The organism is Rhodobium orientis (assembly GCF_003258835.1).
Lineage (GTDB): Bacteria > Pseudomonadota > Alphaproteobacteria > Rhizobiales > Rhodobiaceae > Rhodobium > Rhodobium orientis.
On sequence record NZ_NPEV01000040.1, the window covers coordinates 1 to 26,254 of the forward strand.

Genomic DNA, 26,254 nt, shown 5'->3' on the forward strand with positions numbered 1-26,254 from the left:
GGCGGCCGCCGAAGCCGTTTCGGACCCGACCGGCGCACCGGTGACGGCCAAGGAACAGGTGCTCGATGTTGCCGCGTCGTCGACGCGGCATCTTCGCGTTTCGACAACGCCCGGCGCCTATATAAAGGGCCTGGTAGAGAGCGCAGTGCCGGTCGATCTCGTCCTGCTCGGGCCGGACGGTGCCCCGGAAAGGGTGCTGCTTGAGGACGCCACCGGACACCACAACTTCTATTTCGTCGCCGGGAGCGATGTCGCCGACCTGGCGCTGAGCACAGAGGCACAGGCGGATGGCGTCGCCTTTGCCATCGTCAACAACATTGCGCCCGACGAGCAGCGGCCGCATCCGCCGGTCCGCACCAGCACGGATCCGGAAAGCCCGGCCCTGAAAGCGCTCCTGGCGAAGCTGGAGGCCGGCGGCGACACCGACGCCTTCTGGGCGGAATTCGCCCGCGCGGGAACCCCGCTCATCGAGCCCGCGCCGAGCGGCGCGGACGGGAAATCCCATCTCACCTTCCTTTGGCGCGGCGCGGAGAAAAACGTCCGGCTCTGGGGCGGCCCGACCGGCGACCATGTGTGGCTTGAGCGGCTCGGCGACAGCGACGTCTGGTTCGCTTCCTTCGAGGTCCCCGATGAAACGCGGCTTTCCTATCGCTTCGCGCCCGACATTCCGCTCGTACCGGGCACCAGGCGCGACCGCCGCTTTGCCATGCTCTCCGTCCTGCAGGCCGACCCGCTCAACAGGTTCCCGCAGAAGCCGGAAGGCACCGACCGCTTCAACCAGCTGAGCTATGTGGAACTCCCGGACGCCCCGCGCCAGTTGGGGCTGACGGGACCGGTGACGCAGCCCGGCACGATCACCAACGTCACCTATGAAAGCGAGCGGCTCGGCAACACGCGAACCGTGTCGATCTATCGCCCGACCGGCTTCGATCCCGCCGACCCGGAAAACATCCTCCTCTTCGTCTTCGACGGCAAGCAGTACCAGACGCGCGTAAAACTGCCGGCCATGCTCGACCGGCTGATCGCGGCCGGAACGCTGCCGCCGGTCGTCGCCGTCTTCGTCGACCACATCGACCAGAGGACGCGGGCGCGCGAGCTGCCGTGCAATGCCGACTTCGCCGATGCCATGGCGCTGGACCTGTTGCCGGAGATCGCGCGCCGGACCGGTCTCACGCCGAGCGCAGCGCGCACCGCGGTCACCGGGTCGAGCTATGGCGGCCTCGCCTCGGCGTGCCTTGCCCATCGCCATCCGGACCGCTTCGGCGCCTTCCTCTCCCTCTCCGGATCGTTCTGGTGGGCGCCGAAAACCTATGAGGGCAAGGAGGCCTATGTTGCGTCTCGCTTCCGGGAGGCGCCGCGGCGGCCGATCAGGGCGTTCCTGTCGGCCGGCATCTTCGAGACCAGCCGGTTCCCGGACGAGATCTCGATCGTGGAGTCCAACCGGCAGGTCGCGGCGACCCTCAGCGACAAGGGCTATGAAACGGTGGTCCACCGGGAATATGCCGGCGGCCACGACTATGCCATCTGGCGCGGCGCCCTCATCGACGGCTTGATCGCCCTTTTCGCACCCGAAAAGTGATGCTCTCCGGGCTGCCGGTGCCGCGGTTGCACCGGCGTCCCTTCATCCCTATCGCGCGAAGCGGACCGGGGCGCTGAAGGTCATGCGGCTTTGCGCAACGGCGCTCGGAAAGCGCGGCATCGGCGAGGCGCGGCGCACCATGGCGACGGCCTCGCGGTCAAGGACGCCGTGTCCGGACGAGCGCGCCAGGCGGATGCCGCTGACGCCGCCGCCGCGGGAGACCGTGAAGCGCACCACGGCCGTGCCCGTCAGGCCGCGCCTTCGCGCCGTCGCCGGATAGCGCTTGGCCCGCCTGAGCCGGCGCAACACCTTGCCCTTGTAGTTATCGGCAGCCGCCCTGCCACCGCCGTCGGTCTTGCGGCGCGATCCGCCGGCGGCGTTGGAATTGCCCCGCTTTGCCGTGATGCGCTCGCCGCCGCGCCGCGAATTGGCCTTGCCGCCGCGGCGCACGCGCCTGGTGGTGCGGCGCTTCTTCTTCGCCGGTTTCTTTGCCACCTTGCGCGGCGGGCGCGGTTTCACCTGCGGCACCGGGGTTGCCACCGGCGTCATGGTATCTGGGCGCACCGGCTCGGCCGCGTCCGGCGGAGGCGTGAGTGCCGCGACCTCGGCCGGGCGTTCCTCTATCGTCTCCTGCGGCGTGACCTCGGCCGCCTCGTCCTGCTCGACCGGTTCTGCTTCCGTCACCGGCACCAGCGGAATGTCAGCCGCCATCACCGGCGCCGCTTCTGTCGCCGGCTCCACCTCGGCACTCGGTTGCGGCGTCACCGCATCGGGCGGCGGCGGTGCGGTCTCGACGGGTGTGGCCGGGCTTGCCTCCACCGGCGGCGCCGGCTCCGGCATCTTGATCGGCTCGGCCTCGGCGACCTCCGTTGCCACCGGCTCGGCCTCGCTGACCGGATCGACGGGGTCGAGCTCGGTATTGGCCCCGGCCACCATGTCTTCAAGGGAGCCGATGACGGAGACGGCGCCGCCCTGGGAGGCCGCCATTTCCACCTGGTCGTCCGGGTCGGCGAACGTGGCGAATCCCGCGACATGGATGCCGAGGGACAGGACGATGGAGATGCCGATGACGCGCCGGTTGATCATGGTTGCTTCCGTCGGGTGATCAGGACGATTTCCCGGCCGCTGTCCTTGAGCCGCGCCAGCACCTGCTTGAGGTGGTCTGCCGGCAGCCGGCCGTCGGCGGCGATCATCAGGCGGGCGCTTTCGACATCGTCGGCAAGGGCATTTGCGTCGAGGCTTTCCAGCGCCACCGCCTCGCCGTTGCGGGTAACGGTACCGTCCTCGGTGATGACCAGCGCCCCGGTGGAGCGGATGCGCTCGTCTTCCGCAATGCTCCTGGGCGGGTCGATCTCGGCCGCGTCGTCGCGGCTGACCGTGCCGGCAAAGAGGAAGAAGATCAGCATCAGGAAGACGATGTTGATGAGCGGCACGGTGTTGTCGGGCGGCGTGCGCTGCTGCGGCTTTGCGATTTTCACCGGCCTGTCCCCGCGATCACCAGCGCCTCGCGCCCTGCGCCCCTGACGGCGACGAGCGCATCGACGACATGCTGGGTCGAGGCCTCGGGCCCCGACCAGATCGCCACCGGCTTCGGAATGTCCCCGGTATTCGTCCCACTCGTCTCGCCGAGCCGTTCCGCAAGCTCGTCCAGCGTCACCGGAGCACCGTTGAGGTCGATGCGGATGGCGTCGTGGACGCGCAGGAGCTGCGGTCGGCTTGCCGAGCTGCCGGCACCGGAGACCCCGGCACTCACCGGCAGCGCCTGGTAGCGGGAAAAGCTGGAGGCCAGCATGAAGAACAGCAGCAGGAGGAAGATCACGTCGATCAACGACGTGATCCCGATCGGCCGCCGGCGCTCGGCACGTTCAAGCTTCATGTCGCGGACGTCTCCGGCGCTGGTCGATCGCCACCACCGTCAGCGCACCGCGTTCGGTCGGCGCGCCGGTGAAGAACGCGGTGACCAGCGCTTCCATCGCCGCCTGCTCGCGCTCGATGCGGCCGTCGAACCAACCGACGATGGCGCTTGCCGGAATGGCGATGGCAAGACCGACCGCGGTGGTTAAGAGCGCCACCCAGATGCCGCCGGCCAGCACCGAGGGATCAACGGTCGCACCCGCCCCTTGCATCCCGCGGAACGCCTCGATCATGCCGATGACGGTGCCGAAGAGGCCGATCAGCGGCGCCGTCTGGGCGATCATGTCGATCGGCCGCAGCAGCGCCCGCAGCCGGCCGAGGCTGGTCATGCAGACGCGCTCGATGTCCTCGCGCAAATGCTCCTCGCGCGTCGCCGGCTGGGCGGCGCCCTGGAACAGGTGATGCAGCACGTCGCCGACGAGGGAGCGGTCGCCCCGCAGGTGCCCGCTCGCCTCCTCGCGGTTGCCGGAGAGCCAGAGATTGAGCGCGGCCCGGGCGCGGCGGTGGCGGCCGACGCGGAGCCTGGTGAATTGCACCAGCTTGGCGATGACGAGGCCGAGCGCGATGACGGACAGGACGATGAGCAGCATGACGACCGGACCGCCGGTGGTCGCCAGCCGGATCAGCGGATCGAGGAAGGAGACGCCGACGGGTGCGAGAGCTTCGGGCATTTAATTCTCCCTTAGAGCGTATTCCCGAACCGAAGGTCCGCGTCAGCGAAACGTGGGAACCGGTTTTCGGACAAGAATACGCGCTAGAACAAACTGTTAGAGTGCGAAGTCGATGTCGAGGCGCGATGACGGTTCCAGCAGGCCGAGGCATTGGGCCTCGCCGCCCTCGCCGCATTTGCGGATGTCGTTGATCAGGAGCCGGGAGATCTCCGCGCAGGGCATCTCCGCGATGTCGTATTGCCGGACGCGCATCTTGCCGGCCGGCAGGGCGCCGAAATTGAGCGCCGAATAGCCGGCGACGCCGCCCTCCTTGTCGAACACGACGACGTCGACGGAGAGCGCCGACAAAGGCCGCGCCAGGCCGTTGCGCACGACCATGGTGACCCGGCATTTACCGGCAACGGTCGCCGCCTTGTTGAGCTCCATCGGCAGGCTCTCCGCAGCGCCAGCGGGCGTGACCATGCTGACGGCAAGGAGGACAAGGAGGGAGAGGACGGTTCTTGGGATCATGGCTTTATCCGGGGCTTGCTGTGGAGGTGGCGGTAGAGGTCGGGCGGTCGGCGAGCAGCACCGGAATGCCGGCGCTGCAGGTCTCGACGCGGGCGGCGACGCCGTAGACGTCGGCGATGAGATCGGGGGTGACGATGTCGGCCGGCGGCCCGGCGGCAACGAGCCGGCCGTGCTTGAGGACGGCGATCTCGTCTGAGAACCTGAGGGCCAGGTTGACGTCGTGCAGCGCCATCACGGCCGACGCCCCGTTCCTGTCGAGATAGCCGCGGACCATGGAGATCGCGGCCAGTTGCCAATGCAGGTCGAGGGCACTGGTCGGCTCGTCGAGGAGCAGGATCGCCGGCTGGTGGATGACGGTGAGGCAGAGCCCGACGAGCTGACGCTTGCCGCCGGAGAGCACCTGCATCGGCCGGTGCGCATCGTCCATCAGACCGAGCATGGAGAAGAGCTCCGCAATGCGCCGGTCGAGGTCGGGGCCGGCGAGCGCCAGTTCGGTGGCGCGGGCATAGCTGCGGGCCAGTTCGTAGGGCGACAGCGACGAGCCCTGGGGCAGCGCCTGGGGCATATAGGAGAGAAGGCCCCGCCGTGTATGCCGGTCGATGTTGCGCACCTCCGTGCCGTCGACGGCGATCGTGCCGCGCGCCGGGATCGCGCCGATGAGCGCGCGCAGGAGCGTCGACTTGCCGGCCGCGTTCGGGCCGATCAGCGCCGTCAGCCGGCCGGGCTGCAACGGCGGCAGGCTCACTCGTGAGAGGATCGGCCGGCCGCCGAGCCGGACATCCACGTCGCGGACCGTCATCACCGCCATGCCGCCTCCCCCCGCCGCGCGGCAATCAGGGCCAGAAACACCGGCACGCCGACAATCGCCGTGACGATGCCGACGGGAACGATGACGCCGGGCAGCAGCACCTTCGACAGGAAGGAGGCGAGCGACAGCATCGCCGCGCCGGTGAGGCACGCCCCGGGAATGAGATAGCGGTGGTCCTCGCCGAGGAGCATGCGGGCGATGTGCGGCCCGACCAGGCCGACGAAGGCGATGGCGCCGACGAAGCACACGCCGATGGCGGCGAGCAAGGCCACCCGCGCCATGACGGCGATCCGCACCCGGCCGACGGCGATGCCGGCGCTCGCGGCCAGCACCTCGCCGCCCCGCAGCGCGGTCAGCACCCAGACATGGCGGAGGCTGAGCGGCAGCACGAGGAGGAAGACGGCGGTGACGATCCCCACCTCGGTCCAGCCGGCCTTGGTCAGGTTGCCGACGGTCCAGAAGACGACCCGTTCGACGGCCTCGGCGCTGGCGAAATACTGCAGGGCCGAGGTCAGGGCGTTGCACAGGAAATGGAGCGCGATGCCGTAGAGGATGACCGTGCTGGTGGCGCCGCCATGGAGCGCCGACAGGGCGAGGATGAGGAGCGCGGCCCCGAAGGAAAAGGCGAACGCCGTGACCGGCAAGACCGCCATCGGCGGCACGAAGGAGAGCACCGGCTCGAGGACGATGGCCATGGCGGCGCCGAAGGAGGCGGCCGCGGAAATGCCGAGCGTGTAGGGGCTGGCGAGCGGATTGTTGAGGACGGTCTGGGTCTCCAGGCCGGCAAGGCCGAGGGCGGCGCCGACCGACAGCGCGATCAGCGCGTCCGGCAGCCGGACCTGCCAGAGGATGATCCGCGTGCGCACGTCGAGACCGGCCGGATCGAGGATGCCGCCGACGATCTCGGCAAGATCGATCCGCGCCGGCCCGGTGGTGAGGTCGAGGACCAGCGCGACGAGGAGGATGACGGCAAGAACGACGAGCATCGCGATGCGGTGCATCGCGATGCGCCTGTGGCCGGCCGCAAGGTCCTGTGCGGCCAGCGTCGTCTCGGTTGCAGCGCTAGTCATCGGCAAGGCTCACGCTGTAGAGACCGTTAAGCGGATAACCGAGGAACCGGCGATGGATTTCCTTCAGTGTTTCGTCAGGATCGAGGTCGGCGAACAGGTCCGGATGGAGCCATTTGGCGAAGGATTCCAACGCATAGATGTTGAGCGGCGAGTTGTAGAAATTGTGCCAGATGGCATGCGCCCGCCCGGCCTGCACCGCAGACAGGGCTTCCAGGCCATCGGCTTCCAGCGCCGCCTGAAGCGAGGCGTGGGCGATCTCATCGCTCGACCGTGTGCCGAGGACGACGATCGGCCGTCCGGCCTCAAAATCCTCGATCGAGCCGGAGGCGGTGCCGATCCACACGTCCGGGTCCTCGGCAAGGACGAATTCCAGGGTGTGCCTACCGACGACGGCGGGCGTCACCGCGGCGGAAATGTTGCGCCCGCCGGCGAGCGTGACGAACGGGCCGAGCATGCCGTTGGCCATTCCGACACAGCAGTCGAACCGGCCGGGATGGGCATGCAGGAACACGGTCGGCCGCTCGCCGGTGAAGCCGGCGACGCGTTTCGCGATCCGCTCCCGGTGCGCCTCATAGAAATCGGTGTATTCCCTCGCCTCTTTCTGGCGGCCGAGCAGCTTGCCGAGGAGAGCGATCGACGGCACCGTGTTTTCCATCGGGTGCTGGCGGAAGTCGATGAAGACCACCGTCGTGCCGGCCTCTTCCAGTTGCGCGATCAGTTCGGTGTTGCTGGCACCCGGCCCGTGGTCCTGGAGGCCGAAAACCGCCGCGTCGGGCGCCAGCGAAATGATCGTCTCGGCCGATACCGAGTCGCCCTTGCCGGCATAGATCGGCAGCGTCTTCATGCGCTCGAAATGCGTGGAGAGGGTCGACAGGAGGTCGCCGTCGGTGAGGCGCAGGTCGGAGAGCAGCGCCTTGACCCTGTGCAGCGGATCCTTGCGGTCGAGAAGGGCGATGGCGGAGAGGATGCGGCCGTCGCCGACGACGATGGTCTCGGCCGGTCGCTCGATCGTCACGGTGCGACCGGCGAGGTCCGTGACCTCTTCTGCGTGCGCGAGGGAGGCGGCGAGGACGGCGCAGAAGAGGACGAGCGACCGAAACGCGGCGTGGTTGGTCTTGGAAAGCGCCCTCACCGTCATGCCGCCACCCAGTCGATCGACAGCTCTTCGCGCCAGGCGAAGCGTTCCAGGTGGGTGGCGATCACCGCCTGCATGCGTTCGGCGGCCTCCACGTTGTCGGCCTCGCAATGGATGGTCAGCGCGGCACCGGTCGCCGCCATCCGGCATAGGCCGAAGGGAAAGCGCACATGGCCGGCGGCGCTGTCGCATTCGGCAGGGACCTTGTGGGCGAAATGCTTGCAGAGCTGCTGCAGATATTTCGAGGCTGCCTTGGTGGCGATTTCGGTCGAGGTGACGGGCATAGCGTCCTTTCGCGATGCGGGCCTTGCAGGAGAACCGGCCCGGACGCCGCGACGGACGCCCGGGTCGGCAGGGCTCAGAATTTCGCCGTTGCGGTGACGAGGAAGGATCGGCCCTGCTCGTAGACCGGCTCGATGCCGCGCACTGGAAGCTGGTAGTAGCCGCCGCGGCGCGTGTACTGCTCGTCGAAGACGTTGACGACCTCGCCGCGCAGCGTGACATGCGCCAGCTCTTCCACCGGCGGCTGCCACTCGGCGAACAAATTGACCACCTCGTAGCCGTCGAGGTCCGAGAAGCCCGCGTCCCGCAGGTCCTCGTCGGAGAAGTCGAAGGCGATTTCCGCCTGGCCGCCCACGGTGACGCCCCAGTCGCGGAAGGTGTAGGAGCCGTCGAAGGTCAGGATGTCGCCGACCACATTGGCCGAGTTGGGGCTGGAATTCGGCAGCGCCGTCAGCCCGTCGACCTCCGGCTTGGTGTGGCTGTAGGCAAGGGAGAGATAGGTGGTCTCGCTGCGATAGCGGGCGAACACATCGAAGCCGTAGGTGACGAGTTCCGGACCGTTGACCCGGGCCGCCACGGGGCCCGTGTAGTCGTAGGCGAGGATGTTATCCATCTCCGTGTAGAACAGGTTGGCGCCGACCGTGACACCGCCGCGGCTGAACTCGGCTCCGACATTGGCGTTATGCGCCCAGGTCGGGTCGAGGCCGCGGTCGTAGACGTAGTCCCTTGCATGGTAGAGCGCCGTCTGCGGGTGCTCCAGGCCGCCGAAGACATAGGCGTAGCCGCTCTTCAGCTTGATGCCGTCGATGATCTCGAAGGCCGCGCTGATGTTCGGCGAGAGGCCGAAATTGTCGAAGGTCTGGCCGTCGACGGCGCGGTAGCTCTGGAAGTCGGCACGCGCGCCGGTGGAGATTTCCAGCCGCTCGGTCGCCGCGATGCGCGCCTGCAGATAGGCGCCGACATCGGTGATCCGCTCCGACACGTCGTTGGGGAAATGAAACCGCTCGATCTCCGTCCTGTTGTTGGAGAAATCGGTGCCGGCCGTCAGCGTGCCCCAGTCGAAGCGGAACCGGTTCTGGATCTTGCCGCCGACTTCGCCATTGTCGGCATTGAAGTCGCCGCTCGGCCCCGCATAGCCGTTGCGGTTCGGCCGCTGCAGGCGGTTGCGGTTGTAGTAGAGCAGAACCTCGGGGTCGTAGGTGTCGGTCGGCTGGGTGGTGGTGTAGCGGAACGTGGTCGTCCAGCGCTCCGCCAGGCTGTAGTTGAAGAGCGGCATCGACAACAGATTGAGGTTGGCCCGCAGCCGGCGCATGCCGGCGTCGCGGTAGTACTCGGTGGAGAGCATGAAGCGGTGGCCGGCCTCGCTCTCGTAGCCGAATTTCGCAAGGCCGTTCCACAGGTCGTTGGCCGTGCCGGGCTCCGTGATGCCGTCGCCGTTGGTATAGTCCTGGCCTTCGGAACGCTTGAGGATGCCGAGCACCTCAAAGCCCTGGTGGACCCGGTAGGCGGCCGTCGTGGAGGTGAAGGTCTCGCTGTCGGTGTCGTAGCTGCCGCGCACCGTGCCGCCCCAGGTCCGGCCCGGCAGCAGCATGTCCTTGGCGTCCTTGGTCTGCAACCTGACCGAACCGCCGAGCGCGCCGGGGCCGGCATCGGCCGGCGCCACGCCTGCGTCGACCTCGACCTCTTTCAGGAAATAGGGATCGATGCCGAAGTCGCCATTGTGGTGCCAGACGCTGTTGCGCTGGCGGGCGCCGTCGACCTGGACGTTGAGCTTCGACTGCTCGACGCCGTTGACGAAAATCTTCTGCGTCGCCGTGCTGCCGCCCGTCACCTGCACCGACGGTTCGGTCTGGAAAAGCTGGCGCAGGGTCTGCGGATTGCGCCGTTCGATGTCTTCCTCGGTGACCTGGACGTCGGTTTCCACCTCTTTGGCCCCGGCGCCGCTCTCGTCGGAGACGACAATCGTGTCCAGCGGGACGCTGTCCTGTGCCAGTGCCGCCGGCACGAGCGCTATGACGCTGACGCCCGCCAGAAGCAGGCCGATGAATCGCTGACTGTACTGCATTGAACTACCCCGTTCCCCGGCGCGCTTCCGCCGGTCACCCCGTTCCCGCTGCTGCCGCAGCCATCGATGCTGCGTTGCGGGAACCATCACAATTACCGTCAGGATTCGTTACACGAGCCTCCGCATGCGGCCTAGATGCTACTCATTTGCATTTGCATCAATTACCTTTGCGCAGTAGGAAAGGCTATCCGAAACACTACGCACGGGATTGGAATGGCGATCCTCCGACAGCCGGAAACGATGGCTCCGCGTCGCATTGCGCGCGCCGCGCGCGGCCGCGGTCACGGCGCCGAACCGGTGGTCACGGCCGGCGACCTCTACGACCGCGACGGCGATGCTCCCTCCCGCACGCTGAAGGGTGACCATCGTCGGTCCGAGGGCCTGTTGCGGGGCCGCAGCGGCGTCATGCGCCTGCGCGACGGCCTGTCGGTGCATTTTTCCGATGCGGAGGACCTGAAGGATTTCGTCGTGGAGCGCGACTGTGCGCCCAATCTCGGCGTCAAGATCTTCCTGGAAGGCGCGGTCGAGGCGACCGTCGGGGGCGTGCGCGTGCCGATGCCGGAAAAGGCCGAGACCGGTTGGCAGCCGATCGGCTGCATCTTCGCCCAGTCGCGCACCGAGCGCTTCGTCAGGCGCACCCGCAAGGGCGTCCATGTGCGCAAGGTGTCGATCGCCATCACGCCGGAGTGGCTGGAGGCCGGCGCGGCCGACAACGGCTTCGATCTGGAAAAAATCCGGCGGTTCGCGAGCTGCCACCTGGCCTGGCGCACCTGGCGACCGAGCAACCGGGCGATCTCCATGGCCGAACAGATCATCAACCCGCCCGACCAGCCGCTGCTGCTTTCCGGGCTCTACCTGGAAAGCCGGGTGCTGGCCCTGATCGCGGAGGCCTTCGAACAGATCCTGTCCGTTGCGCCGGGCGCGGACGACGCCCGACTGCGACCGCAGGACCGCAAACGCCTGCAGCGGGTCGAGGAATGGCTGTCCGCCAACAATGAGGGGCCGGTGAGCGCCGACCGGCTGGCAAGCGATGTCGGCTCCAGCACCAACACCCTGCAGCGGCTCTTCCAGGCGGCCTATGGCATGTCGGTCTACAGCTATATCCGGCTGTGGAAGCTGAAACAGGCGCGTCAGGCGCTGGAGAACGGCGGCGTCAGCATCGCCGAGGCGGCCTACCTTGCCGGATATACCAGCCCGGCCAATTTCGCCACCGCCTTCAAGCGGCAGTTCGGCCTGTCCCCACGCGACGTCCAGGTCGCGCTTTAAGGGTCGCGGCGGAAACGGGGTCATCGACGGCCCGATGGCAGACCGCGGCGTGCGCTTGTCTTCGATCCCCCGATCTTCCCGGCGCACCTTCGCAATGGCCCGCGTTCACGGCAGACGATCACGCTCCGGAATAAGGCGCGAAGCGGCCGGTGTTCTCGTCTGTCGCCAGCGCCCGGCTGAGCGCCGGAAAGCAACGCGGCGACCGCGACGAGCTATTTTTTGCACTACGGAACTATTCGCCGGGCCCGCCGCGAACACGTCATATCCACAAGGGCGTTCACCTGCAGCACCTGGCCTCGTACATCGACAAACGTCGCGAGATAGCATTGTCCGAAGCTCGCGCCTTCCGCATCAAATAATATCTCAGCACCAGCCTGGCAGTGATTGATCTTTGACCCGCCAGGACCTCATGGCTCGGCTTTCGGCCACGCTTTGCTAATCGCGCGCACCCTACTCCGCAGCTCCACCGGCATCGCCCCTACCGACTGGCCAGTACAACGAGAGCACAACTCCACAAATACAAGGAGCATTAGCAATTGTTTTTACGCCGTTTTCCGCAACGCCCATCCAATCCATCATCAGCGCGACGGCTATTTTCCTATTTATTTCAGTTATTTATAAGAATATCTCTTTTTAAGTTGCGAACATCTTCTCGTTTTTTCAGACAGATGTTTTTCCGCTCTGTTCTCGCCGACCTAATTTTGGCGCAGAATGCCAGAATTTACAGGCGTATACCAAATCTATACGTGAATATTCCCTAAATTTGAGGTGAAGAGGCGGTTGCGGGCAAAGCCAACTACAGAGATGATTTCGAGCGGGACAAAGTGGCTCAGATCACAAAGCGGCGCGATCCCCCTGCACAATGACGCCTAACGAACGGCCGTATCAGCCGATCCCGGCCGCGTCCGAACTGTTTTGCGAGGCTCTAGCTTCCGGAAACCTGCGTTTTCTCCATCACCATCCGTACCGCCATGTCGATGCACAGATGGATATGCTCATTCTCCGCGATTTCGTCGTGCAGAAAAATCCGTCGAGCCGCCAGGCCGCTCAACGTCAGGACGATGTGGTGCATGATGATCTCGTTTGGGGCGCCTGCGGTGCCGTGTGGGACAGTCGCATGCCAAAGTGCGCTGATATGGTCGATGTAGTCGTTTTGCATCACTTTGAGGGCGTCCCGCATTTCCCGATCGCCCCTAGAGCCTCGAACGAGTTCAATCCAAGCGATATAGGACGGGCTGCTGTAGGAGCACCAAACACTCCAAACGAATGTTTCCAATCCGGCCCTGACGCTGGATGCCGCCCGTCCGGGTATGGGGGCCTGGTTCTTCAGGTCCTCCAGGAGGCGGCGACCCAGGCTCGTAAGGAATCCGATCTTGTTGCCGAACAGGTATTGCGCCGCACCCCAGGTAATGCCGGCTTCCTGCGCAATCGTCTTGGTCGTTACCGAGGCCAATCCGCGGCGGGCCACAAGAGAAATTCCGGTCGCGATCAGACGCTCGCTTGTCTCCGCGCGGCGTTCCTCCTGAGTCATACGTTTCGTCAATGGTTCCTCCGTTGAAATGGCAATGACGCACTGCTTCTTGTTGGTTGGAAATACTCTATCGACCAAACCTGTGACATGCGGCTCGGGTTGGTTCTCCTGGACCCGGCATTTGAGATCTCATATTTCCAGCAAAGCCGGGGACTAGAATTTCCGAAGGATAATCAGCCCTTTGAGAATTCACAAACCCGCATCTCCAATCCCGCATGGGCATGTTTTTCTCTCGTCCACCGGCGCCGAAGCCGCATGAGGGTATCGCTGGAATATTTTCCTTCCATTCAAATGGAATGTTTGTTAGAAGGACGAACTGCTTATTGCAAGACCCGTCGAAGAGCCCGCTGCATGGGTGGCTGGAGGAGACTGTGCAGGGACATATTTCTGAACATGTCGGAAGACACGCTAGAGAAGGTCTGATGAAACCCATGTCGCTATCCGACCCTGTGACAGAGACGTTTGCCCGCCTCGACGCGGCCATGGAACAGGACACCACCCAGTGGATGCGCATCACGCGGCTGCGCCCGCAGGACGAGGTTCGCGGGCTTGCGCACGACACGATGCGCCACGTCGGCATGCATCCTTCCGCCATGACCTGGGGCTCCCCGCTCGGCCAGTTGCTGACCGGTGAGGTGTCCCGATTCTGGGGCAACCTGTACAACCTGCCTGCGGGCGGCGATGTCGCCTACGGCTCCAGCAGTTCGGAATGCATTTTTCTGGTGTTGCTGGCCGCCCGGACCAAGGCGCTCGCAGATGGCCGACGCCCCCCGTTCAACGTCATACGCCCGACAAGCGGCCATCCGGCCTTCGACAAGGCGGCCCACTATCTGGGGCTTTCGGTAAGGGCGGTTTCCTTGGACGAAGACCTGCGCTGCGATACTGCGGCGCTCCGTCGGGCAATAGACAACGATACGATTGTCATCTCTGGCGCGCTGCCGACCGACAGCCACGGCGCGTGCGACCCGATCGGTGAAATGGCCGCGATCGCGTCGGAAAGCGACATCTGGTTTCACGTCGATGGAGCAATCGGCGGGTGTCTCGCGCCGTTCATGGATTCGGTAGGCGTGGCACTTCCGGCATTCGACTTCACGGTCCCGGGCGTCACGTCCATCGGAATCGGTCTTCATAAATACGGTTATGCACCCGTCGGCGTCGCCGCGGCTCTTTTTCGCGAAAAGTCGATCGCCGACCTCCGCCTCGTCGATATGTCCAACTGGGACGGATCCGCCATGACGGGCGACAGGGTAGCCGGACTGCGCAGTCTGGACACGCTCGCGGGAGCCTGGGCGATCGTCCAAGTCCTGGGGCGCGAGGGTTATACGGCCAGAGCGCGTGCGATTGCCGAGAACCAGAAACTCTTTGCCGAAATGGTCCGTGATATTGCGGGCATGCGGGTCCTTGTTGAGCCGACGCTCGGTGTCGTCACCTTCGATGCTGTGGCGCCGCAGCACCGGGACTTTGCGGCCCGCTTCGCGGCGCGCCGCCACAGAGGAAAGCAAATACAGTCGCCCGGCGGGTTCGTCGTTTGCATCGGCCCCGAGCGCGATGACGACGACCTGGAACGCTACGCCGGAGAAATCCGCGCTGCCTTAGCGCAATGCAATTCGTGACAAGACCGCCTGGACTTCGAAAAGCAGAAAGGAAGCGCATATGCAAACCCGACGTACTTTCCTTGTAAGCACTGTGGCCGCGGGGGCCGTGCTGGCAGCACCGGCCATTGTCAGGGCCAAACCGTTCGACAACGTCACGCTGACATTGAACGGCTTCGGTGGCGACTTCGACCGCATCATGAAAGAAACCGTGGCCGATCCGCTCAAGGCTGAGACGGGCCTGGACGTGACTTATGCGCCAGGTGGTTCCTCGGCGGCAGTCGCCAAGACGATCGCAACGCCCGACAATCCGCCTTTCGACATTGTGCTGTGCGACAGCCCCAGTGTGCCAGAATTGATCAAGGCGGATATGATCGACCCCGTTACGCCGGACAAGGTCCCGAATGTCGCAAATTTGCTTCCCGGTCTACCGGAGTTCGGGCAACACGGCGTCCCGTTCATGATTTCTTCCTCGGTCATCACCTACAATACGGAAGAAACGCAGACGCCGATCGCGTCCTATGCGGATCTTGCCCGCCCTGACCTTGAAGGCAGGGTCGCCCTCTTCAATCTGGAGAACACCGGCGGTGTCCTGTACTTGTTGGCGATGGCGGAGGCAAATGGCGGGGGCATCGACAACATCGACCCGGCTTTCGCGGCGCTTGAACGGATCAAGCCCAACATCGTCACACTGACCTCATCGACGGTATCGCTCATCCAGTTGTTCGAGCAACGCGAAGCGACGGCGGGCGCGCTGTGGAACGGCCGCGTGTTCGCGATGCAGAATGCCGGACAGCCCATGGCCATGGTCGCCCCGTCGGAAGGCATCTACTCCCTGATGTCCTACTACAACCCCATCAAGGGAACCAAGCATCCGGAAGCGGTCGCCACCTATCTCAACAAGGCACTGTCCGACGAAGCGATCGGCGCGATCGCCAACTTCTTCCGCTATGGGCCGACGACGACTGTCGATCTGCCGAAGGCGGTCGCCGATACGATCATCACCTTCGGCCCGGAGGGACGCGCGAAGATCAAGACTCTGGACTGGACCAAGATCGCCGAAAAGCGGTCCGGATGGATCGAGCGTTTCAATCGAACGATGGCTTGATTACTGGCCCGCACGCGCGACCCTTGTCGAGGTTGGTCCTGCCCGGTGTACCCGTGTGGTTCCCTGGGCAGAACCTTCAAGTGAGCATCATGTCCTATCAGTGTCAGAGCCGACGCCAATCCGGTTGGATGGAGACGCCGCGGCCCGCGATTGAAGGAGCCGGGTCGGCATGAATTCGTCCTCTGTTGCGGCACGCGGAACCGTGCGCGTTGGTCCGTCCGGCCGATATGCCTGGATCGCGCTGACCGCGCCCCTGGCAATTGTGCTCCTCTTGTTCCTTGTCGTGCCGATCCTGTCCCTGCTGCGCGCCAGCTTTTTTGAGGGCGACCGCTCATTCAACGCATCCGGCGTGTCCCTGGAGCACTATCTGCGGTTCCTGACAGATTCCTATTACCTGAACGTGATGTTGGACACGCTGGGATATGGTCTGGCGACGGCGCTTCTGTGCCTGGTTCTGGGCTTTCCGACCGGGTATGCCCTGGCCCGCGCGAAGCCGCATTGGCGCCGATGGGGACTGATTATCATCATTCTTCCCTTGACCTTGAGTCTGGTGATCGTGGTCTTCGGATGGCTCGTGGTGCTGGGACGCCAGGGGCTGGTGAACCAAGTGCTGGTTTTTACCGGTCTTATCGACAAGCCGATACGTCTGTTGTTCAACTCCCCGGCGGTGATCATCGTCCTGGCGCAGCAGTTCCTGCCCTTCATGGTGCTGTCGGTGATGAGCGTCGTTGGTCATATAGACCCGACCTTGGAGCAAGCCTCCGCCAACCTGCGGGCCAATCGCTGGACCACCTTCCGAAAAGTCATCGTTCCTCTCTCGTTGCCTGGGATTCTTTCCGGTCTGACCCTGGTATTTGTACTCAGCGTGTCTGCCTTTATCACGCCACGTCTGATCGGCGGTCACCGTGTGCAGATGCTCGGCAGCCTTATCTACGAACAGATCATCGTCCTGTTGAATTGGCCCTTCGGAGCGGCGATGTCCGCCGTCCTCTTCACCGTCACGCTGACTATTACGCTCATCGTCAACAAATGGCTGAAATCCCATCCGGGATGAGGAGGCAGGCATATGAAATCACAATGGCCGGACCGCTTCCTTGCCGTCGCGGGGGTTCTTACCCAGTCACTCGTCTACATCACCATGTTGCTTCCGCCGATCATCGTCGTCGGGGCGTCGCTGACCGCGGGCAACAGCATGGTTTTCCCGCCCGAGGGACTGTCACTGCGCTGGTATCATGAGGCGTTCCAGAACACCGCATTCATGAATGCTTTCGTCATGAGCTTGGAACTCGGCTTCGCCGCGATGTTCCTCTCCCTGGCGATAGGTTTTGCGGGCGCCTACGGAATGGACAGATACCGATTTTTCGGACGGGAAACGCTTCGGGCCACGGCGCTCTCGCCGCTAATCGTTCCCGTTGTCGTGCTGGGTATCGGCCTTCTGCAACTGTTGACGGCCATTGGATTCGGGCAGACGTTTTTCGGTCTGCTGATCGGGCATGTCATCATTACGCTCCCCTACGTCGTCCGCACCCTCACGACATCGCTGGCTCTGCTCGACCGAAGCTATGAGGAAGCGGCGGCCAATCTGCGCGCGGCCCCGCACGTGGTTCTGCGCCGCGTGACCCTTCCTCTGCTTCTGCCCGGATTCCTATCGGCAGGAATCTTCGCTTTCGTCATCTCCTTCGGGAATATCACGCTATCGATTTTTCTGGGATTCGCGGGGGCGGAGACACTGCCGGTACAGATATTCACCTATGTCGAACACAGCTACGACCCGACGCTCGCTGCCGTCTCCACCATGGTCATTGTGCTGACCGTCATCATCATGCTGGCGATCGAGCGCATCGCCGGAATGGACAAGGTTCTGTAATGAAGGTGAACTTCGAAGACGTTTCCGATGCGGGCTCCGCGAAGCAGGCGGCACCGATTCTCCGGCTCGACGGCCTTAGCAAGCACTATGGCGACGTGATTGCCGTCGAGGATCTTTCGCTTGATGTCGCGGACGGTGAGTTCGTAAGCCTCCTCGGCCCTTCCGGGTGCGGGAAGACCACCACACTGCGCATGGTGGCCGGCTTCATCAAACCGACGGCGGGCCGTATCGGCATTGCCGGAAAAGATGTGACCGCGCTGCCGCCTTACAAGCGGGATACCGGCATGGTCTTCCAGAACTACGCGTTGTTCCCGCACATGACCGTGGCGGAGAATGTCGCATTCGGTCTCGAGAACCTGGGGGTCGAGAGATCCGAGCGCATGACCCGCGTCCATGAGATGTTGCGGATGGTTGAGCTGGACCATCTCTCCGACCGCCGGCCGGCCGCGCTATCGGGCGGTCAGCAGCAACGCGTTGCGCTTGCCCGCGCGTTGGCACTTCAGCCCGCATTGCTGCTTCTGGACGAGCCCTTTTCGAACCTCGACGCGCAGCTGCGCGTCCGGTTGCGCGAGGACATGACAAGGATCATCGAGCGGATCGGCGTGACGACGCTATTCGTCACGCACGATCAGGAGGAAGCTCTCGCACTCTCTGACCGGATTGTTGTGATGAGCACCGGCCGCGTGGAGCAGATCGGCAGTCCGGGGGAGATCTATGAACGGCCGTCCAGCCGTTTCGTTGCCGATTTCATCGGCCAATGCACGATCCTGGACGGCACATGCGCAGACGCAGCGTTCAGAAGCGTCAACGGATTGCGGCTGCCTTTCGAGGCCCCCCCCTGGCGACTGTTCGCTGGTGCTGCGTCCCGAACATGTACGGGTGGCCGAGGCGGACGATCCTGACGGGTTGTTGGGAACCGTATCGGGGAGTGCATATTTCGGCGGCGTTACGCGCATCAATGTCAAGGTCGGTGAGGAGACGCTGGTGGTGGAGCACCCCTTCCCGGCCGGCAGCCGGCCGCGGACAGGTGACCGTTTGACAATCGTCATCGATCTCTCTCGCGCGCAAAGGCTCGAGAACCCTACATCAAAGGATTGAGGAGCGCAGACCATGACGCTGACAAAAGGACCGCAGGCCTTCACGAGGCGGGAATACGCTCGCCGCCTGGCCGCCACAAAAGCGGCCATGGAGAAAGCCGGTCTCGATGCGCTGTTCATTACCGATCATGCGAATCTGGTCTGGTTGAGTGGCTTCACGGCGGAATCCGCCTATGTCGAACAATCCCTCGTCGTCGATCCTGGCGCCGACGAACCCCTTCTGTGCGTGCGTGCTATGGATGCGCCGGCGGCAATCCATGAGAGTTATTTGGATCGGGACAAGATCGTCGCGTTCCCGGAACACCTGGTCGCCAATCCGCAGCGTAACGGCTACGACCATATGGTGGACCGGATGCGTGAATGCGGCCTGTCGGGCGGGCGCATAGGCGTGGAATTCGGTACTCTGTCGTTCGTTGCCGCCAAGCAATTGGTCCAGGCTTTCGAGAACGCCGAGCTTGTGGACGCAACGTCGCTCGTTACCTGGCTCCGGCTGCCGAAATCCGATGAAGAGGTAGCGGTAATGGAGGCTGTCGGGAAGGTCTCGGACGCTGCAATGCTCGCAGCCGTCGATACAATCGGCACCGGCGTGCCGGAAAGTGCTGCCGTACGGGCCGCCGTCGATGTGATGATCGGCGGTGTCGACGATGTGAAGCCGACGCATCTGAAGCAACCGGCCTTTTGTACCACGCCGCTGACGGGCACCTCACATGTGGCTTGGAGCGACCATGTCTATACCGCGGGGTCGCAGATCAACATCGAACTCGGGGCTTCCTGCCATCGGTACTATACGGGCCTCATGCGCACAGTGCATGTGGGGCCGCCGCCAGACCGGCTGCGACGACTGCACGACGCGGAATCCGAAGGGCTGGAAAGGGCTTTGGAGGAGGCCAGACCTGGCAACCGATGCGCCGATGTCGCGAATGCGTTTCACCGGGTTCTGGAACGGCACGGCTTTCAAAAAGTCAGCCGGTGCGGCTATGCCATAGGGATAAACTGGACCGAGGTCTCGGCCAGTTTGAAGCCGGGCGATGAGACCATTCTGACGGAGAATATGAGCTTCCACCTCATGCTGGGAAATTGGCTCGAGGAAGATTTTGGATATGCTTTTTCCGAAACCTTCGTCGTTGCGCCGACCGGCGGGAGAACGCTTTCGACATGTCCCCGGGAACTCTTCATTCGGTAGGACGGAGCGGTGCCGGCCTGGCCTGCTCTGGTGAAGAGACATCGCGTGGGTCACGTGGGGCTCCGGCTCCATCGGCGAAAAGGTTCCGCCGGACGCGCTTCAGCGGTATGCGCGGATCATTTTGGTCTCGTGACACGGGTCCGGATCTACCGTGGCGGCTGCGATATGCTGTGGGGCTACGCGGATATCGACAAGCGTTGCGAGATCGTAATGTCCGAGGCTCTCGCCTTCCGCCCCAACAGTTTCTCAGCTACACGCCAATGCTCTGTTTGATCCCTTATCCCAGCATGGTCGAAAGGCTCCACGATGTATCGGCTATTCGCCTGCCCTCCTCACCGGGACGCAACCGGTATCGAAAAAGGGCTGGCCGGTACAACGAGTGTACAACATGACGAGAGCCGTGCCCGATAGAGTGTTGATATCACGCCTTTTTTTGCAACATCCGTCCAGTCCATCATGGGCGCGACGGAGAATTTATTATATTTTTCAATCACTTATATGAGATTCCTGAGCCACAGCAAGATCGGCCCGACTTACACTGCCGGCGTTTTTGATGGGCGATCTATTTCGGTCTGTTTTTCAAATTGTAACGACCATTGCCACTCAAAACCACTTTCCTGCTCTTGGGATAGCACAATGGCACGGCTGCCCCTGCTTGAGGACGCCCGCGGCGATTTGCTTACGCACAGGATGGCGCAAGAGCTTCTTTGCAGGTTCGGCTTAGGCAACACCGCACGGCGGAGTTATGCCCGTTTCGCCGGATGGACCAGCTACTGGGTCCGCGTTTGGATGAACTGCCTGCGGGACGCATCCGAAGCGATGACGGGAGATGGATTTCGTTGTGGTCGTCGGACCACCTTGAGGGCGCGCAAGCGGCGGAAGTCGGGCAATCGCTCGACCATGGTCGCATCGGCCGCGGCGGCATCTTAATGCCTCACTCGTGCGGCGTGCAGAGTCGCCAAATACCCGCGGCGCATCGCCTACGACACCGGCGCGACGAAGCAAAAAAAGAACTGGCAGGGGAGCCCCCGCCAGTTCGGTTTCCGATGCGCCTCAGCCGGCGCATCGGCACTTCTTATACCGGTTTTCGGCCCCGTTGTTGCTATGGGTATCCGAAAAACGGCGCATGCTGGAGGAATCGGGGTCTATTCGCTGCCGCCCTTGATGGCCTTTTCCATAATGCCGCTGGCCTTATCGACCCACTCCTTGCCGCCAATGTCTTCGGAGAACGAGGGCCACAGGGCCTTGGCCGCCGACTGCCACTTTTCTTCGTCCGTCGGCGCGCCGCTCAGCACCATGCCGAGCTTAACCAGCTCCTTCGTTGCCTTCTCGGTCTCGGTCGCCGAAACCTCGCGCTCATAGACCGCCGCTTCTTCGCCGGCGCGGTCGAGCGCCTCTTGCAGGTCGGCTGGCAGGCCCTGGTAGAAGCGTTCAGAGATAATGATCGGACCGGACCAGATCAGGTAGTGGATCTCGGTGATGTATTTCTGCACCTCGTAGAATTTCGACGAGATCGACGTCGTGTAGGGGTTCTCCTGGCCGTCGATCACCCCCTGCTGCAGGGCCGGGAACACCTCCGCCCAGGCCATCGGGATCGGATCGAGCCCCCAGGACTTGAAGGTCTCGATGGCGATATTGTTCTTCGACACGCGGATCTTCAGGCCCTGCAGGTCGTCGAGCGTCTTCACCTCGCGCTTGGAATTGGTGAGAACCCGGAAGCCCTTTTCGAAATAGCCGAGGATGCGCACACCCGCCTCCTTCGGCAGCCGCGCGTTGAGCGGGTCCTTGAGTGCATCCATCGCCGCATGCGCCTCCTCGTTGGAGGTGAAGGCGTAGGGCAGCATCATCACACCCACCGACGGCGCCAGCGGCACAAGATTGCCAGTATAGAGGATCTCCGCCTCGATCGAGCCGGTGCGCAGCGCCTGCGCCACTTCCTGCTCAGAACCGAGCTGGTTGTTCGGGAATATCTGCACGTCGATGCGGCCGTCGGAATATTTCTCCGCCAGCTCCTCGAACTTCACCGCTCCCTTGTGGGTCGGGTTGTTCTCGTTGTCGCCGTGGCTGAGCCGGATCGTATAGTCAGCCGCCAGTGCCGGAGCCACCGACACCGCCGCAAAAAGCGCACCGATCATTGCATGCCTGAGAAGTTTCATTGCATTTCCTCCTTGGTTTTATCTAGGTTGCGAAGCCGAGCAGGCGCGGTAACCACATACTCAACTCTGGGATGAAGGCGACGAGGCCCATGACGAAAATCTCCGCCGCCAGAAACGGGATGCTTGCCTTGCTGACCTGTTCGACCGTTGTGTTGCCGATCTCGCTGGCGACGAACAGGTTGACGCCGAGCGGCGGCGTCGAATAGCCGATCTCGCAGGCGATCACGAAAACGATGCCGAACTGGATCGGGTCGAGGCCGACATTGGTGACCACCGGCAGAAGCAGCGGCGTCAGGATGATGATCTGCGTCAGCGTCTCCATCCACATGCCGATGAAGACCAGCATCACCAGAATGAGCAGGATCAGCATGGTCGGGTCGGAGACGGTCTCGATCAAATAGGCCGAGACTGCCTGCGGCACCTGAAACACCGACAGAATGCGCCCGACGATACGCCCGGTGACGAGCACCAGCATCACGGTGCCGGTGATCCGCACGGCATAGGTCATGCTGTCCAAATAGCCGGTCACGTTGATCTCGCGGTAGACGAAGATGCCGATGAACAGCGCGTAGAAGACCGCCACTACCGAGGCCTCGGTGACGGTGAAGATGCCGGAATAGATGCCGCCGAGGATCAGCACCGGCGCGAACAGCGCCCATTTCGCCTCCCAGGCGGCGCGGCCGACCAGCCGCAAGCTGCGCGGTTCGGCGCTTCGCGCGCGATAGCCGCGGCGGCGGCTGATGACGGCGCTGGTCAGGAACAGCGCACCGGAAAGCATCAGTCCCGGCACCACGCCGGCGATGAAAAGACCGCTGATCGAGGTCTCCGACGTGATGCCGTAGATGATCATCGGGATCGACGGCGGAATGACCACGCCAATGCCGCCGGCCGACGACGAAATCGCCGAGCCGAAACCCTTGCCGTAGCCCTCCTTCACCATCGCCGGGATCATGATCGAGCCTATCGCCGCGGTCGTCGCCGGTCCGGAGCCGGAAATCGCCGCAAAGAAGGTGCAGGCGACGATGGTGACGGTGGCGAGGCCGCCGGGCGCCGGGCCGACAATGGCACGGGAAAAGCCGATCAGCCGGGCGGTAAGGCCGCCCTTTTCCATCAGCGTGCCGGCAAGAATGAACATCGGCACGGCGATGATGGTGAACTCGTCGACGGCGGTGTAGGCCGTCTGCACCAGGTAGGACATCGGCATGTTGGCCGAGGCCAATGCCAGAACGGCGGCAAGGCCGATCGAGATCGCGACCGGAACGCCGAGTACCAGGAAGACGACGAAGGTGACGGTCAAGAGAAGCGAAATGTTCACCGCTCAATCCCCCTTGCGGTGATCGACGTGTTCCTCTTCTCCCTGCCAGCGGCGGATCATGACCTGCACGATCCGCACCGACATCAGGAGGAAGCCGAGGGGCACGATCATCTGCACCCAGACCAGATTGATACCGGTCGTCTGCGAGATGTAGGGGAACTCGAACATCGACATCGTGAACCAGTAGCCGTGCCAGATGACGACGGCGTTGAAGACCAGCCAGACGGCGTCGGCGAGGGTGAAGAGGATCAGCCGCGGTCGCCGCGGCAAGGCTTCGATATGCAGCGAGATGCGGATATGGCGATCCTTCTCCGCGGCAATCACGAAGCCGAAATAGACTGCCCAGACGAAGGCGAAGCGGCTCACTTCCTCCAGCCAGCTGAACGACCGGCTGAAGCCGAACCGGGCGACCACCTGGAAGCCGAGCAGCGCCAGCACCACCGTCATGGCGATGGCGCCGATCCATTCCTCCGGTGTGCGGCCGGCGAGGATCCTACGCATCGGCCATCTCCTCGACAGCCCCGGCGATGGCTGCCCGGATCGCCTCCGGCCGCCCGGTGCGGTCGCCGAAAATGCCGATCCACTTCGCCACCAACTCACGGAAACCGGCGCTTTTCCCGAGCGCCGGGAGAAAGATCGGCAGGTCGAGAAAAGCGCCGGCAGTGGCGGCGGCATCGCCGGCATGGCGGGAACGGAGATCGGCCAGGCGGGTGGCGAGCGGGTCGCTCGGGGTGAAACCGCCGGCGTCGGGTTTGCATTCGCCAGCCTGCAGCATCCAGGCGGCCAGTACCATGGCATGGCAGGTCGGATCGCCGCCCGCCGCGACCAGGTCGGCGGCCGGTGCCGCGATGCGCTGCGACAGCTTGAAGCTGCCGTCGGTGGCGATCTGGCCGAGTGGATGATGGATCGTCGGGTTGGCTAGCCGCTCCAGGCTGACCCGGCCATAGGCGGCAAGGTCCTCGCCCGGCGGACAGGCGAGCGTCGTCGCCTGCACCTTGTGAAACCACTTTGCCCAGGCGACGAGCGCCGGATCGGTCGCCGCCGCGTGGCTGGTCGCACAGCCGCAGAGCCGGCCGAGCTCGGCATAGGCCGACTGCAGGCCGTTGAGCATGCGGTGCTTCATGTGCTCGTAGGGCGCGACGTCGGGGACGATCTGCACGCCGGCCCGTTCGAACGGCGGCCGGGCGCCGGCGACCGCGTCCTCTAGCACCCACTGGCGGAACGGCTCGGTGACGACGCCAAGGGCATCCCCGGTGCCGAGCGTCGCTTCAAGCAGGTGGCGGCTTTCCGCCGACATCGCCGGCACGATGCGGTCGACCATGGAATTCGGGAAGGCGACGTTGTCGCGCATCCACGGGCCGAGCTGCGGCCATGCCTCGGCCGCATATTGCTCCATCACGGCGCGCAGCAGCCGGCCGTTGGCCGGTACGTTGTCGCAACTGGCGATCGTCACGCCACCGCCGCCTGCCTGGCGCCGGGCCTCGAGCAGGTGGCAGAGGAAGCCGACTGCCGTTGCCGGCGTTTTCGGCGCGGCAAGGTCGGCGGCGATCGCCGAGGTGGGATCGAGATCGGTGGTGCCGGGAACGTGGCAATAGCCCTTTTCGGTGATCGTCAGCGTTACGAAGCGGGCATCGGCAAAGCGCGCGGCATCGGCGGCGCCGGCGACGAAATGAAACTCCCGCAATGTACCGATCGCCCGGCAGTCGCTGCCATGCTGGTCGCGGGCGAGAACGCCATAGCGGCCGGCCTGGCGGCGATGGGCATCGCCGAGGTCGGGCGGCAGCAGGTTGATGCCGACCACCCCCCAGTCGCGCTCGCCGTCGCGGGCGAGGTCGTCGTAATAGACCTGCTGGTGGCCGCGATGGAAGGCGCCGATGCCAAGGTGGAGGGCGCCCGGCCTGAGGACCGCCGGATCGTAGCCCAACGCTTCGGTACCGATCTGTCCCGCTGCCTCGGTCATGCAAATGCCACCATCACCTTCGCGTTGCAGGTCTTGTCGGTGGCACGGGCGAACACCTCTTCCGGCGCCTCGAGCGTGCAGGTCGCGGTAATCAGCGGGCGCAGGTCGACCTCGCCGCCGGTGATCGCCCGCACCGCCACCTCGAATTCGTCGACGAAGCGATAGGCGCCGCGCACGACCAGTTCGCGCGTCAACAGCTTGGCGAGATCGAGCGGCGAGGCCGGCGGCAGGAAACCGACCTGAACGATCGTCGACTGCGGTCGCGCCGCGGCCAGCGCCAGGTTGAGCGCCGGAGCCGTGCCGGAGGCCTCGAACACCGCATCGAACGCCGGGCTCGACGCAAGCGTCTCGGTCGCCGCCGCATCGCTGACATTGACCGTCCGGTCGGCAACGAGATCGGTGGCGCGGGCGAGCGCGGCATCGGAAACGTCGGTCATGGTGATCGCACCGGCACCGGCGCGCCGCGCCGCCACGGCAACGAGCTGCCCGATCACCCCGGCGCCGGAGACCAGAACCGCGCCACCGGCCAGGTCGCCGGCCTGGGCAACCGCATGTAGCGCCACCGCAAATGGTTCCGACATCGCCACGTGGCGCAGGTCGGCATCTTCGGGAAGGCGGATGCACTGGCGCGCGGACACCACCGGCCGCTCGGCAAAGCCGCCGTTCTCGTGCGGAGTGAAGGCGGCGCTGCCCATGAACCGCATCGACGTGCACAGATTGGTGATGCCCTTGCGGCAATAGGCGCAGTCGCCGCAGGGGCGGGCCGGATTGACCGCCACCTTGTCGCCGACGGCAAGCCCGCTTACCGCCGAACCGATCTCGGCGACGATGCCGGTGAACTCGTGGCCGAGGATCATCGGCGCGCGGACGATCGAATCGGCGACGCGGCCGTGCAGGAAATAGTGAATATCGGAGCCGCAGACGCCGCCGAAACCGAAGTTCAGGCGCACTTCGTCCTGCTCCAGCGCACGCTCCTCCAGCCTATCCAGCCGGACGTCATGCGCGGCGTGAATGACGCATGCCTTCATTTTGGTGCCTTTCCTCCCGAATGCCGGAGCACCTTTTATCTTGATGTTGTCCATTTTAGATCATAAAATCTATTCTCAAGTCAATATGGAATAAACATTCCATTCAGAAAGACATTT

At 64.2% G+C, this 26,254-nt stretch carries 25 protein-coding genes; 9 read left to right on the plus strand and 16 right to left on the minus strand.

Annotated elements, in window-relative coordinates; translation table 11 throughout:
• The coding region (fes, locus tag CH339_RS16530; RefSeq protein ID WP_111435479.1) for an enterochelin esterase at positions 1-1,579 on the plus strand (1,579 nt) is incomplete at its 5' end.
• 48 nt (positions 1,580-1,627) lie between these two features.
• Here the strand turns inward: fes and CH339_RS16535 are convergent.
• The 10 genes from CH339_RS16535 to CH339_RS16580 all read right to left on the minus strand — a co-directional run bounded on the left by CH339_RS16535 (position 1,628) and on the right by CH339_RS16580 (position 10,034).
• Entirely contained in the window at positions 1,628-2,665 is a 1,038-nt protein-coding gene (locus CH339_RS16535) for an energy transducer TonB (protein ID WP_111435480.1), read from the minus strand.
• Positions 2,662-3,057 (minus strand): ExbD/TolR family protein, encoded by a 396-nt coding sequence (locus CH339_RS16540; protein ID WP_111435481.1) that lies wholly within the window; start codon positions 3,055-3,057, stop codon positions 2,662-2,664. The genes CH339_RS16535 and CH339_RS16540 overlap by 4 nt, the downstream gene beginning before the upstream one ends.
• The gene (locus CH339_RS16545; RefSeq protein WP_111435482.1) at positions 3,054-3,455 is read right to left on the minus strand and encodes an ExbD/TolR family protein; all 402 of its coding nucleotides are present in this window, start codon (positions 3,453-3,455) and stop codon (positions 3,054-3,056) included. Before CH339_RS16545 ends, CH339_RS16540 begins: the two co-directional genes overlap by 4 nt.
• Positions 3,445-4,164 carry a MotA/TolQ/ExbB proton channel family protein gene (locus tag CH339_RS16550; protein WP_111435483.1) on the minus strand — a complete coding sequence of 240 codons (720 nt, stop codon included), beginning with the start codon at positions 4,162-4,164 and terminating at the stop codon, positions 3,445-3,447. The genes CH339_RS16545 and CH339_RS16550 overlap by 11 nt, the downstream gene beginning before the upstream one ends.
• Positions 4,165-4,260: 96 nt before the next feature.
• On the minus strand, positions 4,261-4,674 hold the full coding sequence (locus CH339_RS16555) for a hypothetical protein (protein ID WP_111435484.1): 414 nt from the start codon (positions 4,672-4,674) through the stop codon (positions 4,261-4,263).
• A 4-nt stretch (positions 4,675-4,678) separates the two neighbouring features.
• Positions 4,679-5,482, minus strand: coding sequence for an ABC transporter ATP-binding protein (locus CH339_RS16560; RefSeq protein WP_111435485.1), 804 nt, complete (start codon positions 5,480-5,482; stop codon positions 4,679-4,681).
• The gene (locus tag CH339_RS16565) at positions 5,473-6,552 is read right to left on the minus strand and encodes a FecCD family ABC transporter permease (protein WP_111435486.1); all 1,080 of its coding nucleotides are present in this window, start codon (positions 6,550-6,552) and stop codon (positions 5,473-5,475) included. The genes CH339_RS16560 and CH339_RS16565 overlap by 10 nt, the downstream gene beginning before the upstream one ends.
• A complete protein-coding gene (locus tag CH339_RS16570) occupies positions 6,545-7,690 on the minus strand; it encodes an ABC transporter substrate-binding protein (protein ID WP_111435487.1) in 1,146 nt (381 codons plus the stop codon). The genes CH339_RS16565 and CH339_RS16570 overlap by 8 nt, the downstream gene beginning before the upstream one ends.
• Entirely contained in the window at positions 7,687-7,971 is a 285-nt protein-coding gene (locus CH339_RS16575) for a DUF2218 domain-containing protein (RefSeq protein ID WP_111435488.1), read from the minus strand. The genes CH339_RS16570 and CH339_RS16575 overlap by 4 nt, the downstream gene beginning before the upstream one ends.
• A 74-nt stretch (positions 7,972-8,045) precedes the next feature.
• Positions 8,046-10,034: a TonB-dependent receptor domain-containing protein gene (locus tag CH339_RS16580; protein ID WP_111435489.1), complete on the minus strand. Its 1,989-nt coding sequence runs from the start codon at positions 10,032-10,034 to the stop codon at positions 8,046-8,048.
• Between the two features lie 240 nt (positions 10,035-10,274).
• Here CH339_RS16580 and CH339_RS16585 point away from each other — a divergent pair, with 240 nt between their 5' ends.
• On the plus strand, positions 10,275-11,300 hold the full coding sequence (locus tag CH339_RS16585; RefSeq protein WP_146610218.1) for a helix-turn-helix transcriptional regulator: 1,026 nt from the start codon (positions 10,275-10,277) through the stop codon (positions 11,298-11,300).
• 925 nt (positions 11,301-12,225) lie between these two features.
• Here CH339_RS16585 and CH339_RS16590 read toward each other — a convergent pair.
• Positions 12,226-12,843: a TetR/AcrR family transcriptional regulator gene (locus CH339_RS16590; protein WP_146610219.1), complete on the minus strand. Its 618-nt coding sequence runs from the start codon at positions 12,841-12,843 to the stop codon at positions 12,226-12,228.
• Between the two features lie 410 nt (positions 12,844-13,253).
• Here CH339_RS16590 and CH339_RS16595 point away from each other — a divergent pair, with 410 nt between their 5' ends.
• The 7 genes from CH339_RS16595 (at position 13,254) to CH339_RS16625 (ending at position 19,678) form a co-directional block, all read left to right on the plus strand.
• Positions 13,254-14,444, plus strand: a complete 1,191-nt coding sequence (locus CH339_RS16595; RefSeq protein WP_170138559.1) for a pyridoxal phosphate-dependent decarboxylase family protein — start codon at positions 13,254-13,256, stop codon at positions 14,442-14,444.
• A 40-nt stretch (positions 14,445-14,484) separates the two neighbouring features.
• Positions 14,485-15,531 (plus strand): ABC transporter substrate-binding protein, encoded by a 1,047-nt coding sequence (locus tag CH339_RS16600; RefSeq protein ID WP_111435493.1) that lies wholly within the window; start codon positions 14,485-14,487, stop codon positions 15,529-15,531.
• 169 nt (positions 15,532-15,700) lie between these two features.
• Positions 15,701-16,585, plus strand: a complete 885-nt coding sequence (locus CH339_RS16605; RefSeq protein WP_111435494.1) for an ABC transporter permease — start codon at positions 15,701-15,703, stop codon at positions 16,583-16,585.
• Between the two features lie 12 nt (positions 16,586-16,597).
• Complete coding sequence (locus CH339_RS16610; RefSeq protein WP_111435495.1) at positions 16,598-17,398, plus strand: ABC transporter permease; 801 nt, start codon at positions 16,598-16,600, stop codon at positions 17,396-17,398.
• Positions 17,398-18,300, plus strand: coding sequence for an ABC transporter ATP-binding protein (locus CH339_RS16615; RefSeq protein WP_111435496.1), 903 nt, complete (start codon positions 17,398-17,400; stop codon positions 18,298-18,300). The genes CH339_RS16610 and CH339_RS16615 overlap by 1 nt, the downstream gene beginning before the upstream one ends.
• The gene (locus CH339_RS25435; RefSeq protein ID WP_170138560.1) at positions 18,278-18,496 is read left to right on the plus strand and encodes a TOBE domain-containing protein; all 219 of its coding nucleotides are present in this window, start codon (positions 18,278-18,280) and stop codon (positions 18,494-18,496) included. Before CH339_RS16615 ends, CH339_RS25435 begins: the two co-directional genes overlap by 23 nt.
• A gap of 12 nt (positions 18,497-18,508) precedes the next feature.
• Complete coding sequence (locus CH339_RS16625) at positions 18,509-19,678, plus strand: M24 family metallopeptidase (RefSeq protein WP_111435498.1); 1,170 nt, start codon at positions 18,509-18,511, stop codon at positions 19,676-19,678.
• Between the two features lie 1,145 nt (positions 19,679-20,823).
• Here the strand turns inward: CH339_RS16625 and CH339_RS16630 are convergent.
• Genes CH339_RS16630 through CH339_RS16650 form a run of 5 tightly spaced genes read right to left on the minus strand, consistent with a single transcriptional unit; the run spans position 20,824 to position 26,137 of the window.
• Positions 20,824-21,834 (minus strand): TRAP transporter substrate-binding protein, encoded by a 1,011-nt coding sequence (locus tag CH339_RS16630; protein WP_201241059.1) that lies wholly within the window; start codon positions 21,832-21,834, stop codon positions 20,824-20,826.
• A gap of 22 nt (positions 21,835-21,856) precedes the next feature.
• Positions 21,857-23,149, minus strand: coding sequence for a TRAP transporter large permease (locus CH339_RS16635; protein WP_111435500.1), 1,293 nt, complete (start codon positions 23,147-23,149; stop codon positions 21,857-21,859).
• A gap of 3 nt (positions 23,150-23,152) precedes the next feature.
• On the minus strand, positions 23,153-23,650 hold the full coding sequence (locus tag CH339_RS16640; protein ID WP_201241058.1) for a TRAP transporter small permease: 498 nt from the start codon (positions 23,648-23,650) through the stop codon (positions 23,153-23,155).
• Positions 23,643-25,109, minus strand: a complete 1,467-nt coding sequence (locus CH339_RS16645; protein ID WP_111435501.1) for a mannitol dehydrogenase family protein — start codon at positions 25,107-25,109, stop codon at positions 23,643-23,645. The genes CH339_RS16640 and CH339_RS16645 overlap by 8 nt, the downstream gene beginning before the upstream one ends.
• A complete protein-coding gene (locus tag CH339_RS16650) occupies positions 25,106-26,137 on the minus strand; it encodes an L-idonate 5-dehydrogenase (RefSeq protein ID WP_111435502.1) in 1,032 nt (343 codons plus the stop codon). Before CH339_RS16650 ends, CH339_RS16645 begins: the two co-directional genes overlap by 4 nt.
• Positions 26,138-26,254: the final 117 nt, after the last annotated feature.